Here is a 14,324-nt window from a genome sequence, read left to right on the forward strand (position 1 = left end):
TGGAGTGATTCATCCAAGTCTGTTGCATTGAGGTCGTGTCGAATATCTAGGCTCCACGCCATGCAACTGATCGGCTTCTCCGCCACCGGCTGGGAGTCCTGGGATGTGGCTCAACAGCCGCTCATCCGGGACCGGATGCCCGTGCTCATCGATGACGACCTGAGATTCGAGGACGCTCCAGGAGTGCCCCGGCCGACGGTTTTCGTCAATCGCTGGCTGCGTGAGCTTCCGCTGAACGGTGCCCCAGCCACGCGCACTTGGCAGAACGGCGCCAACTGTCTCCGCGACTGGCTTGCCTTCCTCCAAGTCCGCGGTGTCAGCCCTCTGGGGGACGGTCGGGACCTGCGCGCGGCCTTGGGCATGTACGCCGAGTACCGGCTGGCCGGCGAGCTCAAGGACCGCTGGGACCCCAGCACGTGGAACCTGAACATGGGCATCCTGTCGGGCTTTTACAGGTGGGCCCGTGAAGAAGGCATCGCCTCCGCCGTGCCGTTCAGCTACCGGACGGGCCGGCGCATGGCGGAGGGGGTTCTGGTCGAGGTGGAGCGGAACCTCGCCAAGCTGCGCACTCCGAGGCCGCATACGACGATCAAGTACCTGGAACGGGACTTCGCGGAGCTGTTCGTGCGGGGCCTGGCAGGGCTCGGCCCGGACGGCGAGCCGGACCCGCGCTACCGCGGCCGGGAAGAGGCCCGCAACGCGGCGATGGCCCACATGGTGCTGTCCAGTAGCCTGCGGCGGCAGGAGTTCACTCACCTGACGATCTACGAGGTACCGCCTCTTCCGGCCCGCCCGCGAACGCTGCCCGTGCTGTTTCCGCTGAGCCATGCGATCACCAAGGGGCAGAAGGCCCGTACATCGTGGATCAGCTATGAGGCGCTGGCCGAGGTGCACCAGTACATCGAGTTGGACCGGGCGGCGTCGACCGAGGGCTTCACGTGGCGGCCGCCGTCGAAGCTGGGTGAGCCGCTGGTGGTGGAGGCGCCCGACTGGGAGGGTGCATTCCTCAACGGGGAGCGGAGGTCGTGGCGGAAGTTACGTCCGTCCGAGCGGCTGCGCCTGGTCGCTCCGGATGGCGGGTCGCCACTGCTGGGCCTGCAGTCCTCGGGGAAGCCTTTCGTGGACTGGGCGACGGTCTTCCGTCGGACGTCGGCCCGTATCCGCGAGCGGTTCGAGCCGCGGTTTCCGACGGTGGCCCCGCACCGGCTGCGTCATTCGATGGCGATGGCGACCCTGGAGTGGCTGGTCACGGGCTACTACCAGCGGGCGGCTGCTCTCGCGGCGGACACCGGAGACGACGCCGCGATGGCTCTTTATCTGACCCGGAACGATCCGATGCTGATCCTGCGGGACTTACTCGGCCACCAGAGCGTCCTGTCGACGGAGCTTTACATCGCGCGCTTGGACGTCACACGGATCTATCGCGACGCCTACAAGGACACGACTGGCGAACTGCTTCCGGAGGCCGCCGCCGAAGCTGCGGCCGAGTTCGATGACGAGGAGGCCGGCTGATGCCCGCGTATGTGATGGACGAGCCGTTGGCCGTGCACTTCGTGTTCCCCAACGGCCGTGAGTGGACGGCTGTTCTGGACGGTCTGCCCAATCCTGGGCTGGCGCGCGACCTTGCGAAAGGGCTCGCGGCCAACGCGCATCCCGACGGCGGCATCGGTGCGAAGAACACGGTCAAGGCGTACGCGGTGGCCCTGCGCCAGATGGTGAGCGCTTTGGCTGAGGCCGGGTTCACTGGGAGTGTGCCGGATCTGACGCGGGCCACGCTGGTCCGCTACTGGATGGCCAGCACGTATACGCGTGAGCGCGAGACCCGCATGCTGTTGAAAGGCTTCGACGCGGTCACCGGAGCCCTGCGTCCGGAGGTGCGCAAGTACCTCACAGGGAACCAGATCCAGGCGTATCGAAGCACCAGCCCGTACAAGGCGTACACCGATGGAGAGTGGGAGCGGCTGGAGACGTCGTGCCGGGCGGTGGTGGACGACAGTTGGGCCCGTCACCGGCGGGCTCTGGAGCTGGCCGCGCGGGGCGGCGAGCCGCCGACGAGCGCGCACCACAGTCCGCAGGACATCGCCTGGCTGCTGTTGCGGGACGGCCCGTTCCCGGACCGGCCCGTGTACCGGGCGCAGACCCAGGGCACGAAGTCGTCGCAGTGGGACCTGCGCCGGGCAGTGCGTCAGGTACGCGGCGACCTGTTTCCGCACCCTGTCGTCCAAGTCGCCTACTCCGTCTTGTTCGGCATGTACTGCGGGGTCGTGCCGGACGGCATTGACGATCTGGGGCTGGACGGTCTCGAGTGGACCGGCGACACCTCAATAGTGATCACCTACATCAAGGGCCGTACTGCACGGGAGAGTTCGAATCTGCCGAGCCGGGCGGTGCGGCTCCTGGAACGGTGGCTGGAGTACTCGGCTCCGCTGCGGAGCTTCGCCGAGGACAAGCTCCGAGGACAGCTGTGGATCTCGTACAGCCCGAAGTGGTTCACGACGGGTGGAGGGTTCAGCCCGATCGTCGGTCCTCCCTCGGACACGGACCGCCATCGGGATCTGGTGAAGCAGGTGGGCCTGGTGGACGATGCGGGGAAGCCGTTCGTGATCCATCGCGGCCGGATTCGCGCGACGTACCACGAACGACTGGCCCGGCGGGGATGGACCGGACGGGCCACGATCGATCCGAACCACACCGCCCGCACCGAAGGCGATCACTACGTCACTCCGACCAGCCCCGCCCAGCTCGACGCGGTGGAGTCGATCATCGAGGACGGCCAGGCCGACGTGCTGCGCAAGGCGCTGCCGCCGGTGGTGCTCTCGGCGGAGCAGGCAGCGCGGTTCGCGGAGGACTTCCTGACGACGTGAAGCGGCTCGAGCTGGATGCCGTGGCCATCGCCGAGTTGGTCGGCGGCGAGCGTGATGTGTTCACTGCGGCGTGCGCCGATCAACTGGCCGGGGTCCACGGTCCAGCCGGGCAGCCGTGTCCGGCCCGTCCATGGGTCTGCCTGCTGTGCCCGCTGTCGGTGTTCCTTCCACGTCACGCAGCGAATCTGCTGCGGTTGAACGCCTTCTTCTCGCGGCAGTTCCGGCAGATGTCCACGGAGAACTTCGTCCGGGTCTTTGGTCCGTACGCCGACCGCCTGGCCACCGAGATCCTGCCGAAGCTCTCCGAGGAGACCAAGGAGAAGGCCGCACGCGAGGTGGCAGACGACGACACTGGTCTCCCGCTCCGACCCGAGGAAGGAACTCTGTGATGCGCCGGTCCGTATCCGCGTCCCTGCCTCGTCACCGTCGGGCTATCCCGGTCTTCGCCCAGGTGGACGTGTGCGAGATCGCCGGGCTGAGGCTGGCCGAGGGGGCGATGCGCCCGCGATTCGAGCAGGATCGCTGGGTGTTCTCCGGTCTGGTGGACGCTCACCGGATGATGACCGAGCGCGAGCAGATCTGGGACTTCACCGAGATCATCAATCCGCAGTGGCGGGTCGTGGCCAAGGAGATTCTGTTGGCGATGCTGGCCCCGCAGTACGAGGCGGTGCTGGAGTGCGCGCATGCGCTGCGGGCTGCTCGCTCCCCTCGGACTCTCTACGGCTTCCTGGAGAAGTACATCGAGTGGTTCAACTGGCTTACAGAGAAAGGCATTACCTCTCTGCGTGGCGTCTCGCAGGAACTGTGTGAGCGCTATCTGGAGGAACGCTCATGGAGCGTTCCTCGCCTTGGGCGGCACCGACGACGTCTGGAGCCGTACTCGACCGTGGCGCACGTCAGGATCCTCAAGCTGATTGCCCAGTACGAGGAGCTGCTGTCCGGCGACGGCTACGACGCGGGGTTCGTACCGTGGAAGGGGAAGACCGCCACCCAGGTCGTCGGCTACAAGTCGAAGGGGCCGAACCTGACGCCTCCCGTGCCGGACTCCATGCTGCAACCGTTGCTGGCCACCTGCCTGCACCTGGTCAACGATGTGGGGCCGCATCTCGTAGATCTGATGGAGACGGTGAGCGCCGACAGAGCGGCCCTTCCGACGTCCGGCGGCGTGACCCTCGCGCAGCTCCCCGCTCTGCGGCAGGTCCTGGAGCGCATGCGGACATCGGGAGCGCCCCTGCCGGCAGTCGATGACGCTCAGCTGCGCAAGCGGACCACGCTGGGAGAAGAGGGCCCGCTGAAGCATCTGGGCTGGGAAGCCCTCGCCCGCACGGTCGGCGCCCGGAGATTCGGGGACGACGCGCGGCAGGCTCTGATCCCGGAGCTGACCGCGCTGGCCGCCGAGGTCGGCTTCCAGCCGCCGCTGGCCAGACAGGCCGCGGGAATCCCGCGTGTGGTCGACGGCGAGCTCGTGCCATGGACGCTGCCGCTGGCCGACGGTGATCTCTTCTTCATGGTCGATCACGCGGTGACGGCCTGTCTGGTGGTGACCTGCGCACTCAGTGGGATGCGGACCAGTGAACTGCTGGAGCTCGAAGCTGGCAGCCGACTCCCCGCCGTGGCGACGCCCGGGGGCGGCCCGCGGTTCCGGCTCGCCAGCCGCCTGATCAAGGGGCAGAAGTTCGGGGGTGTCCCCGACGAGTGGGTGGTCATCGAGCAGGTGGACCGCTCGGTGGCCCTTGCCGAACGGCTGGTGAACCGTTCGGCCGGTGAGGCGCTGTTCGGCACCATTGACCTGGCGGGCCGGTTGAGGAATCTGCGCGGCTGGCTGGAGCGGACCGGCAACCGGGAACGCTGGGGCTTGCCGGTCATTCCCCAAGGTCCGCTCAGCGCCCGGATGTTGCGCCGGACGCTGTCCCTGGCCATCGCAGAACGGCCCGGCGGCCTCCTGGCGGCGAAGGTCGCCCTCAAGCACATCTCCGTGGCCACCACGGAAGGCTATGCCGCTCGCCCCGGCGGCTCCCAGCGACTGTTCCATGCCGAGGTCGAGGAAGCCGAGGAGGCCCATCACGTGCAGCTGACGGTGGAGGCATTCCGGGATGTCCAGGCGGGCCGGATGCCCGCCGGTCCGGGTGCTCGGAGCCTGATCGAGGCGTTCCACCATGTGGACGCTCAGTTGAAGAACGCGGCCCGGACGGACCCGAAGATCCTCAAGGACGACCGTCACCTGGAGGGACTCCTGCGCAAGCAGGCCAGTACCCTCCACGTCGGGCCCGCCAACTTCTGCTGGTTCCGCGACCCGTCCAAAGCACTGTGCCTGCGCCTGGCCGGCACGCCTAATGCCACGAAGCCGCTGGTGGGGATGTGCGACTCGGCGCGCTGCCCGCAGGCCACCCACCATCCCTGTCACCGCCCCGTGTGGGCCGGGCAGGCCACCGCCATCGACGTGTTCATTCAAAGCCCCCGGGTCGCCAAGGGCGAGAAGGCCCGGCTGACCCCCGAACGCGACCGCGCCCTGCGAGTCGTCGCCGAGATCGACGCCGCCCAGACCGTTTCCATTGGAGAGGACTGAGATGGCCCGGCTCACCGAGGAATCCAAGACCCACAACGAGGCCGCGATCCGAGCTGCCATGGAACGGATCCTGAAGGGAGATCTCCCATCCGGCGGCAAGGCCGACCTGAAGGCCCTCGCCGCCCTGGCCGGCGTGACCCGCACCGGCTTCTATCCCAAGAAGAACCGCGACGGAACCACCCGGCCCGGGGCCTACCAGCACCTCGCCGAGGAGTTTGAACGCAGGCTGAACGAACTCCGCGACGCCGGAGAGATCGCCGATCCCCGGATCGCGCAGATTGAACGACTCAAGGCACAAAATGCCGAGCTCAAATCGCGCATCGTCACCCGCGACGAGCAGATCGCGCAGCTCACCGAGTTCAGAAACCTGGCGATCTCTCGCCTTGCCGCTCAGCACGACGAGATCGAGCGTCTGCGCAGGCAAGTCACCGACAACGGCGTCGTACGACGGCTGCCAGAAGCCACGAACCACATCGCGCCCTTCGGCTCGTGTAGTTAGGGGCGGTCGCGGTTCAGCTCGAACCCAGGTGGATTCCTGGTCGCGCCGTCGGCGGGCGGCGCGACCGGACGGGGCTCAGCTAATCGGGCCGAAGATCTCGGTGCGGTCGAAGTCAGCGTCCATGTCGTCCAGCACCGCTCCCAGTTGCTTTTCCTCGTACTTGAAGTGCGTCTCCATGACCGCCTCGATCCCGTCCAGGTGGCGGTGTGCCACCTCCGGGTCGGTCGAGTCGGCCACCGCCTTCTGCAATCCACCGATGAGGTGCTCGATCATGTTGTGGTCCTGAGTCAGCTTCGCGACCACTGGCGCCAGGTCGGGTTGCGCCCGTACCAGTTCCGGGAACAGCGAACCGTCCTCGGCGCGATGGTGGCCGGACAGGGCAGCGCAGAACCCGTGGCAGAACAACAGCAGGTCGGTGGCGGCGTCGGCGGGGTTGCCGCCGTCCAGTCCCGCCCGCGCCAGCGCCAACGCATTGCGCAGCTTGCCGTGCACCCGCTGCAGTTCCCCGCCCCAGGCGGTGACGCGGTCAGTCGGCAAGAACGCCCTCCCGTCGCAGCCAGGCCGCGCACGCGGTCGTCCAGGACGCGGTGTGCGGCTCGCGCGCAATGAACTTATGCGGCTCGCCGCCGTATTCCACGCCGTCGGCCAGGCCGATGCCGTGGCTGCCGCCCGGGTAGACGTGCAACTCCACCGGTACCGCGGCCGCCGCCAGCGCCCGGGTCCACTCCAGGGCGTTGGGCAGGCCCGGCGGGTCCTGAGCGGTGGCCCATACGAAGGTCGGACACACCGACGCGTCCACATGCTTGGCCGGGGATAGCTCGTCCTTGATGGGCAGCAGGTCGCCGAGCAGGTTCTCGACCACGGACGGCGGCAGCAGGTCGAGGTCGGCCAGCGCATAGGCCAGGACCGCGAAGTCCGGTCGGGGCGGGTCGGCGACGCCCTCCTCGATGGACAGGACCCGGCCGGTCATGAGCAGGCCCGCGAGTTGGCCGCCCGCGCTTGATCCGATGACGCCGACCCGGCCGACATCGAGGCCGTGGTCGCCGTTGCGGATGTGGTCCAACCCGGCCCGGGCGTCTTCGAGCGGGGCCGGGAACCGGTCCGGCAGCAGCCGGTAGGACAGGACGAAGGCGTGGATGCCGAGGCCGGACAGCCAGCGCGCGTAGCCTTCGCCCTCGTGCGGTGGAAGTTCCCGGAAGCCGCCGCCGGGCAGGACGAGGACGGCGGGTCGGGGGCCGAAGAACCGGTCCTCGGCGGGGTAAAGCGTGATCTTCTGTGAAATTGGGGTGGGAATGGCCGGAGCCACCTTTCGAGACGACGCCTCCATGCCTGACGATCCATCCGCCACCGGCACGCGACGCTGCCTGAAACTATAACCACCAAGGCCAGATAGGCGGTTGCGTCGCGCTGCCGCAATGGCGTCAGAGTGAGCACGCAGTCTCCGAGGACCGCGAGTCGGCGTCATCGCCTCACACTGCGTTCTCGGCAACGTCAAGCGCGCCTTGCGCATGCCGCCTTCTCAAGCAGCCGCGCGGCGGCCCCTCCGACTGGGATGCTGGTTACTCGTAACACCCGCGAAAGGCACACACCGATGCACCGCAGCGCGTCACAGGCCGGGGCGCCGGCCCTGCGGAATGCGACACAACCTGCGGGGACACGGTGTCTGCAACGACTAACCCCGTGCTCCTCCCCCTGCTCTTTCTCGCCTGCCTGCCGCAAGCCGCCGCCTACGTCCGCTCCGCCCGCGTGATCTACCTCGCCGGGCTGGAGACCTCCGGGCGACGCCGGATGCTGGGCAAGCTGCGCTGGCACATGGCCTATCAGGAGTCCAGCGAGGAGATGCGCGCCTGCCTCGCCGGCCCCTTCCTGATGGGCCGGTACCGGCGACTGGCCGCCTCGGTCAACGCCGCCGAACGCAAGGCCGCCAACACCGGCGCCTGGATGGGGCTGGCCGGAGCCGTGGCCGGCGGGATCGCCTCGACCGCGGTGTGGGCAGCGCTGCTGTGGCTCCTGGCCTCCGGCCGGATGAGCCTGGCGGCTGGCGGCGGCGCCGTCTTCGCCCTCCAGACCGCCACCGGCTCGGTGCGCGGCATCATCAACGGCGGGGCACGCCTGGTGCGCACCGGCTGGTACGTGCAGGACTGGCAGAACTTCCTCGACAACGCCCACGGCCAGGCCATGACCGACTCCCGTGGCACCACGCCCGTGACCGCGGCCCCGGAGCGCTTCGAGGTCCGCGACGTCACCTACCGCTACGACGGCGCCCCCAAAGACAGCCTGAGCAACGTCTCCCTGCACGTGCGGCGCGGGGAGATCGTGGCGCTGGTCGGGGAGAACGGCTCCGGCAAGACAACCCTCTCGCGCCTGCTGTGCGGACTGCTGCTGCCCACCGAGGGCAACGTGGCCTGGGACCACGCCTCCACCGCGGACCTGGACCCGTGGGGGTCGTGGGAGCACGTCGCGCTGGTGCCGCAGAAGTTCACCTACCTGCCGCTGACAATGCGCGACAACATCACGTTCGGGCAGGGCGACACCAGTGACGCGGCCCTGCTCGCCGCCTGCGAGGCGTCCGGTGCCGCGGAGATGCTGCCGGGCCTGCGCTCCGGCCTGAACACCCTGCTGACCAGCGAGTGGTTCGGCGGACAGCAGCTCTCCGGCGGACAGTGGCAGCGTCTGGTCCTTACCCGCGCGTTCCACCGGCAGGCGGCGCTGCTGGTGATGGATGAACCCACTGCTGCCCTCGACGCCCGCGCCGAGCACCGGATCTTCGCCGGCCTGCGCCAACTGGCCAAGGACCGCGCCATCCTGCTGATCACGCACCGCCTCACCAACGTGGCCGTCGCCGACCGGATCATCGTCCTGGACGAGGGCCGGATCGTCCAGGAAGGCACCTACGCCCAGCTCACCCAGCAGCCAGGGCTCTTCCGGACCCTGTGGGAACTGCAACGCCGGATGAGCGGCGACACCCCCTGATCACCCCGTCCGCGCGAGGCCGCCTTCTGCCAGTCAGAGACACCAGCCCGCTCCCAATGCTCCCTTCGCCCCACGTCCGAACCCGCCGCACCAACCCCGAAGGACTGTCGTGACGACTCCACCGGCTACCGAGGTCAGCGATGCGAGCGAGCTGCGCCACCAACTCGTCGAGCAACTCCGCGCCGACAACCACATCCGCACCGCTGCCGTCGAGCGAGCCTTTCGCACCGTGCCCCGTCATGCCTTCGCCCCCGAGGTGACCCTCCAAGCCGCGTACGCCGACGACACCGTCCCCACCCGCCATGCGCCCGACGGCCGGGTGATCAGCTCCATCTCCGCGCCCTGGCTGCAGGCCGACATGCTCGAAGCCGCCCGCATCCAGCCCGGCCACCACGTGCTGGAGATCGGTTCCGGCGGCTACAACGCCGCCCTGATCGCCGAACTCGCCGGTCCGACCGGGCACGTCACCACCCTCGACATCGACCCGGCCGTCACCGAGCGGGCAACCCGCTTCCTCGCCGAGACCGGGTACGACGGCGTCCGCGTCGTCACCGCGGACGCCGAGCACCTGCTCGCGTCGCTGGTCCCGAATGGCGGATTCGACGCCATTGTGGTCACCGTCGACACCTGGGACCTGCCCTGGATCGGCGCCCTGGCGGAAGGCGGCCGTCTCGTCGCGCCGCTGCGGCTGCACGGCTACCACTGGGCCATCGGCTTCACCAAGGTCAAGGGGGCGCTGCTCAGCGACGAGCCGCTCATCGTGTGCGGCTTCGTCGCCATGCAGGGCGATGGCGCCTGGAGCGCCAACCGCCGTGCCGTCCCCGGCACCGGTGTTCACCTGTCCTGGGAGGACGGCACCCCGCTGCCCGTCGACCAGCTCGCCCCCGCTCTCGCCCGTGAGCCGACCGTCATCCGCACCAATATCACCGTCGGCGGCCAGGAGCCCTTCGACCTCCTCACCCTCTACCTGGCCGGGGTCCTTCCCGGCTTCTGCCGCCTGGAAGTGGACCCCGACGGCGACAACGGAGTCCTGAATCCGCCGCCCGAGCACTGGCCCGCCGCCACCATCGTCCGTGGGGCATCCCTCGCCCGGCTGGCCCATGAGCGCATCAGTGACGGAGACGACGGCAAGGGCCGGTACGAGTTCGTCGTCCACGGCTACGGCAACCAAGGACACCTCGCCGCGCAGGAGGTGGCCGAGCAGGTCGCGTACTGGCAGCGCAACCACCGCGGCGCCCGCTGCCCCCTCATCACCGCCCGCCAGGCAGCCGGCCGTGCCTCGGCGGACACGGACCATGAACCGCACGTGTTCGCCAAGAAGCACACCCGTATCACCGTGGACTGGCCGATCGTCTCCGGTAGGGCGGGGAGCCGCAGCACCGGATGAACAGCGGTGCCTCCCGCTCTCCCCCAGCTGGTCCGCGCTGAACCCCCACCCGTCCACCGCCCGAAAGGCAGAGCCACGTGACCTCTCCCGTCTCCGCTTCGGATCACGTCACCCCGCGTCCCGCTCCGCCCGCCCGGCAGTACGCCGCTTCCCGGCATGCCGCGTGGCTCGGCGCTGCGGCGATCATCACCGACGAGGTCGGCCGGGTCCTGCTGGTGCACCCCACCTACCGCAAGGACGACTCGTGGCTGCTGCCCGGAGGCGTCGTCGAACCCGGCGAACACCCGCACATCACCTGCCGGCGCGAGATCACCGAGGAACTGGGCCTCGATCTGCCCCTGTCGGCCGTGCTCGCCGTCCACTCCTTCTCCCCGCACCACCCCGACCTGCAGCCCGCCACGCCGTGCCCCGGAGAGGTCCGGTTCGTCTTCGACGGCGGAACCCTCACCCTCGGCCAAGTGCAGGCGATCCGCCTGCCGCGCGAGGAGCTGTCCGAGTTCGCTTTCCTGGAGACCCGGGACGCGGTGCAGCGGCTGCGCCCCGTGGATGGGCAGATCATGCTCGCTGCCTACCGTGCCCGGCTCGGGAACACCGCCACCGCTCACCTCGCCGACGGCCGGCACATCCTCGGTGTCCCGGCCTTGGACCGGCACGACGTCCACGTCCGCTATCGGCCCTTGTGGGACAGCCCTCTCCACCGCGGCCCCGTCCCCGACCGGCTGCCCGTGCAGCAAGCCTGGGCGTGGTGCTTCGTCCCCGACGGCCGGGTCGTCCTGGTGGCCCGCGGGGCGCGCTGCCCATGCTGCCCGGCGGCACCGTGGAGGAGACCGACGCGACGCCCGAGGGCACCCTGCACCGCGAAGCCGCCGAGGAAGCCCAGCTCACCCTGGCCGATCCGGTGCGACTGGGCTGGGTGCTGGACGAGACCGGCAAGGTCTACGGCAGCGTTGGGCCCAACGCCCGGCTCCGCCTGGCCGCCCGGGTCACCGCCGTCGGACCGGCGGCCGTCGACCCCACCGCCGGCCACCCCTTCGCCCGCGTGCTCGCTACACCCGCCCAGGCAGCCGCCCTGCTGGGCTGGGGCCCACCCGGCGCACGGCAAGCCCAGCTCGCGGTGGACACCGCACGCGAGCGGTGGGGCCTGCCCGCCGCGCGCGCCGCCGCCATCGAGGAGATCCCGGCGGAGGGGATGCGGCTGAGCTGACCCGAACCCTGCCCCGCCTCGACTCGTCCCGCTCCATGCCCTTGTGAGGTAGCCCTATGCCGCTGTCGCACGACCACATCCGCACCGCCGTCGAGACCTATCTCGCGCGCCACCCTCACGAGCGCGAGCAGCTCGGCGCCCTCTTGGATGCCCTCGAACGTCCCACCGACATCGCCAGCCGTACTACCTTCACCGGACATGTCACCTGCGGCGCGATCGTCCTCGACCCGCTCGGCCGCGTCCTGCACGTGCTCCACCTGGCAAGCGGGAAGGTTCTCGCCCCCGGCGGACACGCCGATCCCTCTGATGAGTCCCTGGCCGGGACGGCGCTGCGGGAGCTGCACGAGGAGACCGGAATCCCGCCCCAGGCGGTCACGCCGTGGCCTGGCTACGAGACGGTGCCGTTCGACATCGACCTCCATGACATCGACGCCCACCCGGGCAAAGGCGAACCCGAACACCAGCACTTCGACCTCCGGTTCCTCTTCCGCCTGCACACCACGAACGAGGTGGAGGTGAGGCTGCAGGAAGAGGAGGTCGGCGGCATCGAGTGGCGGCCCCTGGACAAGACAGCCTCGCCTTCCCTGCGCGAGAAGCTCCTCAAGCTCCCGCTCCAGGCCGAACCGGAGACGGCCAACGCCTCCGCCCTGATCTACAACGACCACGGCGAGTACCTGCTCCACCTGCGCGACTACTTCCCCGGCGAGATCTGCGAGCCGGGCATGTGGTCCCTGCTGGGCGGCGGCAGAGAGCCCCAGGACGCCACCCTGGAACACACGGTGCGGCGCGAGCTGCACGAGGAAGCCGACCTCCACATCGCCGACCTGACCCCGTTCGGCACCGAGGAAGCGACCGACGACGCCGGCAGGACCGTACCCATCGCCATCTACGCCGGGCGCTGGAACGGCGACCCTCGTGACCTCCACCTGACGGAAGGGGTGATGCTGGCCTGGTTCGCTCCCGACGACCTCGACCGCCTGCGTATCGCACCCACCACCCGCGACCTCGTACGGCGCCACGCCGCCAGCCTCCCCACCAGCACCGCGCCGCAGAACAGGCTCGTACCACACGAGGAGCACCGAGCTTCGCCGCACGGCACGGTCCTCAACGTCATCGGTGTCCACCTCTACCTGGAGCGGCCCGACGGGACGGTGCTGCTCGGGCTGCGCCACCCCGACTCCGCGTTCGCGCCGTCCACCTGGCACGTCCTGGCCGGCCACTGCGAGCAGGAGAACGCCATCACCTGCCTGATCAGAGAGGCACGGGAGGAAGCCGGCCTGCACATCGAGCGCCAGGACGTCGAACTCGTCCACGTGATCCACCACATCGACCGCGCCGGGGACCGGCCCCGCATGGGCCTGTTCTTCCGCGCCCGCGCCTGGAGCGGCGAGCCGGAACTGCGTGAGCCGGACAAGTGCACCCAGTGGAAGTTCTGGGACCCCGCCGCGCTGCCCGACGACCTCGTCCCCTACACCCGGGTGGCCATCGGAAAGATCCAGAACGGGGAGCTGTACAGCGAGTCGGGCTGGCCCGCATGACCGGCACACCGAGCGGCGCACACCGTCGTGTGTCCACTGCAACTGCGGTCGGCCGTGAGGACACTCGCCTGGTGGTGATCCGCGGCAACTCGGCGTCAGGCAAGTCAAGCGTGGCCCAGGGCCTGCGAGATCGCTACGGCCGCGGTATCGCGATCGTGGGCCAGGACGTGATCCGCCGGAACGTGCTCAGGGAACACGACACCGCGCGCGGCGCCAACATCGCCCTGCTGGGCAGGATCGCACGCGACGCACTGAACGCCGGCTTTCACGTGGTGCTGGAGGGGATCCTGTACGCCGATCGCTACAGCCACATGATCACGTCTCTGGTACGGGACCACCGCGGCGTCTCCTGCTGCTACTACCTGGACGTGCCGCTGGAGGCGACGTTGGTCCGGCACGCGTCGAAGGCGGATGCCGCGTACCTGGCCCAGGTCACCGACGGCCACCTCACCTCCTGGTACCGCGAGCTGGATCTGCTGCCCGACGGTCTGGAGACCGTGATCCCCGCCGACAGCACGCTGCAGGACACCATCGCGCGCATCCTGCGCGAAACCGACCTGGCCCCTGCCTCCCCCATCCCGCCACCGCAGTGCAAGCCGTCACAGGGAGACTCGATGAGCAGTCCGGTATTGATGTCCGATCCGCGGGTCGCCGCGGTCCCTGTGCGCGAGTGCGGGGAGCCGCTCGTCGACGTGCGTGATCACGGCTTCCGCGTCGATCCCCGCAAGCACGATCCGCTGGGCGCGTTCGCCCACGTCCGCGAGGGCGTCCTGGCCCGGCTGGAGCACGCCCGCTCGCTCCTGCCCGCCGGCACCGACCTTCTGTTCATCGAGGGCTACCGGCCACTGGCCCTGCAGCAGCGCTACTTCACCGAGTACCGGGACGAGCTGGCCGCCGCTCACCCCGGCTGGACAGCTGAGCAGCTGCATCAGGCCGCCAGCCGGTACGTGTCGCCGCCGGAGATCGCGCCCCACTCCGCGGGTGCGGCCGTGGACGTCACCCTCGTCGACCAGGACGGCCACGAACTCGACCTCGGCACCCGCGTCAATGCCTCCCCCGAGGAGAGCGACGGTGCCTGCTTCACTCACGCCTCCAACCTCAGCGATCGCGCGCGCCGCCATCGCACGCTGCTGCTCAACGCCATGGAGACCGCAGGTTTTACGAACTATGGAACCGAGTTCTGGCACTACTCGGCAGCGGACCGGTACGACGCGCTGATGCGGCAGGAGCCGCACGCGCGCTACGGACCGATCGAACTGCCCTGACGCGCCGGCATCCTCGGTCGCTTCCTCG

General features: G+C 69.4%; 11 protein-coding genes and 2 pseudogenes. 11 read left to right on the forward strand and 2 right to left on the reverse strand.

The annotated features are described in order from the left end of the window. Positions 1-60: 60 nt before the first annotated feature. From HUV60_RS04280 to HUV60_RS04300, 5 genes are read left to right on the forward strand one after another with little or no spacing between them, the layout of a single operon-like run. Positions 61-1,512 (forward strand): site-specific integrase, encoded by a 1,452-nt coding sequence (locus HUV60_RS04280; protein ID WP_269441122.1) that lies wholly within the window; start codon positions 61-63, stop codon positions 1,510-1,512. Then, a complete protein-coding gene (locus HUV60_RS04285) occupies positions 1,512-2,864 on the forward strand; it encodes a hypothetical protein (RefSeq protein WP_269441123.1) in 1,353 nt (450 codons plus the stop codon). Before HUV60_RS04280 ends, HUV60_RS04285 begins: the two co-directional genes overlap by 1 nt. Next, positions 2,861-3,253, forward strand: a complete 393-nt coding sequence (locus HUV60_RS04290; protein ID WP_269441124.1) for a hypothetical protein — start codon at positions 2,861-2,863, stop codon at positions 3,251-3,253. Before HUV60_RS04285 ends, HUV60_RS04290 begins: the two co-directional genes overlap by 4 nt. Beyond that, on the forward strand, positions 3,253-5,430 hold the full coding sequence (locus tag HUV60_RS04295) for an integrase (RefSeq protein WP_257852194.1): 2,178 nt from the start codon (positions 3,253-3,255) through the stop codon (positions 5,428-5,430). Before HUV60_RS04290 ends, HUV60_RS04295 begins: the two co-directional genes overlap by 1 nt. 1 nt (position 5,431) lies before the next feature. Continuing rightward, entirely contained in the window at positions 5,432-5,929 is a 498-nt protein-coding gene (locus tag HUV60_RS04300) for a hypothetical protein (RefSeq protein WP_257852193.1), read from the forward strand. Positions 5,930-6,004: 75 nt separating this feature from the next. On the opposite strand, the gene HUV60_RS04305 is transcribed toward HUV60_RS04300, so the two are convergent. Both HUV60_RS04305 and HUV60_RS04310 read right to left on the reverse strand, forming a co-directional pair. Beyond that, complete coding sequence (locus tag HUV60_RS04305; protein ID WP_257852191.1) at positions 6,005-6,466, reverse strand: hemerythrin domain-containing protein; 462 nt, start codon at positions 6,464-6,466, stop codon at positions 6,005-6,007. Beyond that, positions 6,456-7,256: an alpha/beta hydrolase gene (locus HUV60_RS04310; RefSeq protein ID WP_257852190.1), complete on the reverse strand. Its 801-nt coding sequence runs from the start codon at positions 7,254-7,256 to the stop codon at positions 6,456-6,458. The genes HUV60_RS04305 and HUV60_RS04310 overlap by 11 nt, the downstream gene beginning before the upstream one ends. 347 nt (positions 7,257-7,603) lie before the next feature. Between HUV60_RS04310 and HUV60_RS04315 the strand changes: the two are divergent. From HUV60_RS04315 to HUV60_RS04340, 6 genes and pseudogenes are all read left to right on the forward strand, one after another. Then, positions 7,604-8,902: pseudogene (locus tag HUV60_RS04315) on the forward strand (ATP-binding cassette domain-containing protein); the annotation flags it as partial. 109 nt (positions 8,903-9,011) lie between these two features. Beyond that, complete coding sequence (fxlM, locus tag HUV60_RS04320; RefSeq protein ID WP_257852188.1) at positions 9,012-10,289, forward strand: methyltransferase, FxLD system; 1,278 nt, start codon at positions 9,012-9,014, stop codon at positions 10,287-10,289. A gap of 215 nt (positions 10,290-10,504) precedes the next feature. Beyond that, positions 10,505-10,783, forward strand: a pseudogene (locus tag HUV60_RS04325) (NUDIX domain-containing protein); the annotation flags it as partial. A 251-nt stretch (positions 10,784-11,034) separates the two neighbouring features. After that, entirely contained in the window at positions 11,035-11,493 is a 459-nt protein-coding gene (locus HUV60_RS04330) for an NUDIX domain-containing protein (RefSeq protein ID WP_257852187.1), read from the forward strand. A gap of 56 nt (positions 11,494-11,549) precedes the next feature. Continuing rightward, complete coding sequence (locus tag HUV60_RS04335; protein WP_257852185.1) at positions 11,550-13,031, forward strand: NUDIX domain-containing protein; 1,482 nt, start codon at positions 11,550-11,552, stop codon at positions 13,029-13,031. 29 nt (positions 13,032-13,060) lie between these two features. Next, positions 13,061-14,296, forward strand: a complete 1,236-nt coding sequence (locus HUV60_RS04340) for a M15 family metallopeptidase (RefSeq protein WP_257852183.1) — start codon at positions 13,061-13,063, stop codon at positions 14,294-14,296. The last annotated feature ends 28 nt before the right edge of the window (positions 14,297-14,324 follow it).

Source organism: Streptomyces sp. KMM 9044, assembly GCF_024701375.2.
In the GTDB taxonomy this organism is placed as follows: Bacteria; Actinomycetota; Actinomycetes; order Streptomycetales; family Streptomycetaceae; genus Streptomyces.

Bases quoted from the DNA above. Each gene is read 5' to 3' on its own strand.
- HUV60_RS04335 (WP_257852185.1), top strand. From the start codon at position 11,550: ATGCCGCTGTCGCACGACCACATCCGCACCGCCGTCGAGACCTATCTC.
- HUV60_RS04285 (WP_269441123.1), top strand. From the start codon at position 1,512: ATGCCCGCGTATGTGATGGACGAGCCGTTGGCCGTGCACTTCGTGTTC.
- HUV60_RS04300 (WP_257852193.1), top strand. From the start codon at position 5,432: ATGGCCCGGCTCACCGAGGAATCCAAGACCCACAACGAGGCCGCGATC.
- HUV60_RS04295 (WP_257852194.1), top strand. From the start codon at position 3,253: ATGCGCCGGTCCGTATCCGCGTCCCTGCCTCGTCACCGTCGGGCTATC.
- HUV60_RS04310 (WP_257852190.1), bottom strand. From the start codon at position 7,256: ATGGAGGCGTCGTCTCGAAAGGTGGCTCCGGCCATTCCCACCCCAATT.
- HUV60_RS04280 (WP_269441122.1), top strand. From the start codon at position 61: ATGCAACTGATCGGCTTCTCCGCCACCGGCTGGGAGTCCTGGGATGTG.